The sequence below is a fragment of the Streptomyces sp. S.PNR 29 genome (genome assembly GCF_030386795.1).
Classification (GTDB): domain Bacteria; phylum Actinomycetota; class Actinomycetes; order Streptomycetales; family Streptomycetaceae; genus Streptomyces.
In genome coordinates, this window is the sequence record NZ_JANUQM010000033.1 from 1 (window position 1) to 5,006 (window position 5,006).

General features: G+C 68.1%; 2 protein-coding genes. Both read right to left on the reverse strand.

All coding sequences use genetic code 11. The annotated features are described in order from the left end of the window. On the reverse strand, window positions 1-2,763 hold a 2,763-nt coding region (locus NW895_RS41025; protein ID WP_289942346.1), incomplete at its 3' end, for an amino acid adenylation domain-containing protein. Next, a partial coding sequence (locus NW895_RS41030) for an amino acid adenylation domain-containing protein (RefSeq protein WP_289942347.1) occupies window positions 2,760-5,006 on the reverse strand: 2,247 nt, incomplete at its 5' end. The genes NW895_RS41030 and NW895_RS41025, both read right to left, overlap by 4 nt.

The following is a 5,006-nucleotide window of genomic DNA, read 5'->3' on the forward strand; positions in this document are numbered from 1 at the left end:
CCGGAGGATCTCCGCGGAGATCTGTGCACCTGCGGCCGGGATCACGTACGCGGCGATGCGTTGGTCTCCTGGCTGGTCTTCGCGGACGATGACAGCGGCTTGCGCGACGGTGGGGTGGTTCATCAGTACTGCCTCGACCTCGCCCGGCTCTATGCGGAAGCCGCGCAGCTTGACCTGTTCGTCGACCCGGCCGACGTAGTGGAGGTTGCCGTCGGTGGTCCAGTGGGCGAGGTCGCCGGTGCGGTACATGCGGCTGCCGGTCGTACCGAACGGGTCGGCTACGAAACGCTCGGCCGTCAGACCCGCACGGGCCAGATAGCCGCGGGCGAGCTGGCCACCCGCGAGGTACAGCTCACCCGGCACTCCGACGGGCATGGGCTGAAGCGCGGAGTCCAGTACGTACGCACGTGTGGAGCCCAGTGGACGGCCGATCGGCACATCGCCGGACAGGATCGGCTCTTCCGGCTCGATGCGGTGCGCGATACAACCGACGGTGACCTCGGTGGGCCCGTACTCGTTCACGACGGCTACGCCCGGGTGGTTCTCCCGCCAGTTCCGCACGAGGTCGCCGGGTAGGGCCTCGCCGCCGAGAACGATCTCTCGGGTGGGGGAGTACTCCCTGGGAAGCCCAGCGAGGATCGCGAGATGGCTGGGTGTCGCCTTCACCAGGTCGACGGCCGTTCGTGCCTCCTGCTGGGCACGCGGGGACGAACCGTCCAGCTCGTCGACGTGAACCCGGCCACCGCTGGTCAGCGGCCCGTAGAGGGAGGTGACGGTGAGATCGAAGGCGAGCGGGGAGTGCAGCAGGGCGGTTCCCCGAACCCCGGAGTAACTCTCGGCGCAGACCGCGAGGTATGCGCAGAAGGACTGGTGCGGGATCACCACGCCCTTGGGGCGGCCGGTCGAGCCGGAGGTATAGATGACGTACGCAGGGTGCTCGGGCAGGAGACCGGTGCTACCGAGGGGGGAGGTGGCCTGGGCGTCGCGTCGTGCGGTGGTCGACGGGGCATCGAGCACGAGGATGTCCGTCCCACCGGGCAGCCGGGGGACTGTCCCGCCGGTGGTCAGGGTGAGCAGCGGGGCCGAGTCCTCAAGCAGGTAGCTGATGCGGTCCGCGGGGTAGTCCGGATCGACCGGCACATACGCGGCTCCGGACTTCAGTACCGCCAGCAACGCGACGATCATGTCCGCCGACCGGGGCAGGGCAAGGGCGATCAGCCGCTCGGGTCCGGCACCGTACTGCGCCAGGAGATGGGCGAGCTGGTTGGCCCGGGCGTCGAGCTGCGCGTAGGTGAGGGTGGCGTCGCACGAGTGGACCGCGACCGCGTCGGGGGTACGGGCGACCTGGGCCTCGAAAAGCGCAGGCAGCGTGACAGGGGCGGACTGGGCGCCACTGCCGTTCCATTCGGTCAGCAACTGACGGCGCTCAGTCGGGCAGAGGATGTCGATTTGACCGAGCGGCTGGTCGGGATCGTCGGCGACGGCCTTGAGGATGCGGATGAGATAGTCGGCCAGCCGCTGTGCTGTCGCGCCGTCGAAGAGGTCGGTTGCGTAATCCAACGCCAGGCTGACACCGGCCGCGGCGGCTTCGGCGCCGCGATGCTCGATGGCTGCCAGGGAGAGGTCGAACTTGGCGATGTCGAGGGCGGGGCGCTCGATGCCCACGTCGACGCCGGTGAACTCCGCCGCTGCCTCGAACTCGTCGCGGAGGGCGAGCATGACCTGGAAGAGCGGATGCCGGGCGAGGGAGCGGGTCGGGTTGAGGTGCTCGACCAACGTCTCGAACGGGACGTCCTGGTGGGCGTACGCGGTGAGGTTGGTGTCGCGTATGCGGGAGAGGAGCTCGCGGAAGGTGGGGCTGCCGCTCGTGTCGGTGCGCAGGACGAGGGTGTTGACGAAGAACCCGACCAGGTCCTCCAGTGCCTCGTCGGTGCGTCCGGCGATGGGGGTGCCGATGGGGATGTCGGTGCCGGCGCCGAGGCGGGTGAGAAGGGTGGCCAGGGCGGCCTGGAGGGTCATGAACAGGCTGGCGTTGTTCGCCCGGGCGACCGAGAGCAGCTTGCTGTGGGTCTGGGCATCGAGGCTGAACCGCACGGACGCGCCCCGGTAGGAAGCCTTGGCCGGGCGGGGGTGGTCGGTGGGGAGGTGGAGTTCCTCGGGGATGCCCGTCAGGGTGGTGCGCCAGTGGGCGAGTTGTTCGTTGAGCAGGCTGTCGGGGTCGTCGGCGTCGCCGAGCAGGTCGCGTTGCCAGAGGGTGTAGTCGGTGTACTGGACGGGGAGAGGTTCCCAGTCGGGGGCCTGGCCGGTGGTGCGGGCGTTGTATGCGCTTCCCAGGTCGCGCAGGAGCGGTGCCATCGACCAGCCGTCGGAGGCGATGTGGTGGAGCAGGATGAGCAGGACGTGCTCGTCGTCGGCCAGCCGGTACAGGTGGGCGCGCAGGGGTATTTCGGTGGTGAGGTCGAAGGGGTGACGGCCGGCTTCGGTGAGCGCCTTGGCGAGTTCGGATTCCTCGACCGTGGTCACGACGAGATCCGGTGTGACGGTGTCGAGGACGTGCTGGTACGGCTCGCCGTCGGTTTCAGGGAAGACGGTGCGCAGGCTTTCGTGCCGGGTGACGACGTCGCCGAGCGCGGCCCGCAGCGCGGCCAGGTCCAGCGAGCCGTGCAGGTGAAGCACGACGGGGATGTTGTAGGTCGCCCCGGTCTGCTCGAAGCGGCTGAGGAACCACAGGCGGCGCTGGGCGTGGGACAGCGGGATCATCATGCCTCCTTGGACCTCTGCGTAGGACGCAGCGCGGGGCGTCGGGGCTTCTTCGTGCTGGACAACTGCTCGGACAACCCCGCGACGGTGGGCTTTTCGAACAGCATGCGGATGGGTACTTCCGCGCCGAGGGTGGTGCGGATGCGGCTGGTGAGGCGGGTGGCAAGCAGGGAGTGGCCGCCGAGGTCGAAGAAGCTGTCGTCGATGCCGACCTCGGGGACCCCCAGGACCTGCGCGAACAACTCACACAGCACCTGTTCCTGCGTAGACCGGGGCTGCCTGGATGCTTCACTGCGGATCTGCGGTGCCGGGAGGGATTGGGTGTCGAGCTTGCCGTTGGGGGTGAGCGGCAGCGCGTCCAGCGTCACGTACGCCGACGGAATCATGTACTCGGGAAGCACGTTGGCCAGATGCGTGCGCAGCACGGAGGCGTCCGGGATGCGGTCGGCGGCCGGCACGGTATAGGCGACGACGTGCCCCCACTCTCCTGGCTGGTCCTCGCGGACGATGACGGCTGCTTGTGCGACGGTGGGGTGGTTTGTTAGTGCGGTTTCGATTTCGCCGAGTTCGATGCGGAAGCCGCGGATCTTGACTTGGTGGTCGGTGCGGCCGAGGTAGTGGAGGGTGCCGTCGGTGTATCGGCGGGCGAGGTCGCCGGTGCGGTACATGCGGCTGCCGGGTGGGCCGTAGGGGTTGGCGATGAAGCGTTCGGCGGTGAGGTCGGGTCGTCCCAGGTAGCCGCGGGCGAGGCCGGGGCCGGCGATGTAGAGCTCGCCGGGGACGCCGGTGGGGGACAGGTTGAGGGTGGCGTCGAGTGTGTAGGCGCGCAGGTCGTGGAGGGGGGTGCCGATGGGGCTCTGACCGGGGTTGGTTGTTTGGGGGGTCAGGGTGTGGTGGGTGACGTGCACGGTGGTTTCGGTGATGCCGTACATGTTGACCAGGCGGGTGTGGGGGTGCTGGGTGTGCCAGTGGTCGAGGCGGGTGGGGTCGAGTTTTTCGCCGCCGAAGATGATGGTGTGGAGGTTGAGTTGTCGGGACAGGTGGGGGTGGTCGGTTGCGGTCTGGGTGAGTTGGTAGAAGGCGGTGGGGGTTTGGTTGAGGACGGTTACTTGGTGGTGGGTGAGCAGTTGCAGGAATTGTTTGGGGGAGCGGGCGGTGGTGTGGGGGACGATGATGAGTTTTCCGCCGTGCAGGAGGGGGCCGAAGATTTCCCAGACGGAGAAGTCGAAGGCGTAGGAGTGGAAGAGGGTCCAGGTGTCGTGGGAGCTGTAGCCGAGTTCTGGTCGGGTGGTGGTGAACAGGCGGGTGGCGTTGTGGTGGGTGACAACGACGCCTTTGGGCCGGCCGGTGGAGCCGGAGGTGTAGATGATGTATGCGGGGTGGTGGGGGTGACTGGTGTGGGGTGGGTTGTGTTCGGGTAGACCGGCGAGCTCCTGGGTGGTGGCGGGGTCGTCGAGGGTGATGCAGCGGGTGTCTGTGGGCAGGCAGCTGGTGGTTTCACCGGTGGTGATGGTGAGGAGGGGGTCGGCGTCGTGGAGGGTGTAGGTGATGCGGTCGAGGGGGTGGTTGGGGTCGAGGGGTAGGTAGGCGGCGCCGGCCTTGAGGACGGCGAGGATCGCGGTGACCATCTCGATGCCGCGGGGCAGAGCGAGCGCGATGAGCTGCTCGGGTCCGGCTCCGTGGGCGATGAGCAGCCGGGCGAGCTGGTTGGCGCGGGTGTTGAGCTGGGCGTAGGTGAGTGTGAGGTCGTCGTGTATGAGGGCGGGGGCGGTGGGCCTGGCTGTGGCCTGTTTCTCGAAGAGGTGCGGGAGGGTGACCGGTGACGTGTCGGTGGTGTCGGTGTGCCAGTGGTCGAGCAGTTGTCGGCGTTCGGTGGGGGTGAGGATGTCGATCCGGCCGATCGGCTGGTCGGGATCGTCGGCGACGGTCTCGAGGATGCGGGTGAGGTGTCCGGTCAGCCGCTGGGCGGTCGAATGGTCGAAGAGGTCGGTGGCGTACTCGACGGATGCGGCGAGTCCATTGGGCGTGCCGTCCTCCGTGAACAACTCGGCGAGGCTGAAGGAGAGGTCGAACTTGGCGACTCCCAGGCCGGCCCGCTCCAGCTCCATGTCCAGGCCCCGGAGATCGGCCGTTGGGTCGAAACCGGACTTGGAGGTGAGCATGACTTGGAAGAGGGGGTGGCGGGTGAGGGAGCGGGTGGGGTTGAGGTGTTCGACGAGGGTTTCGAAGGGGATGTCTTGGTGGGC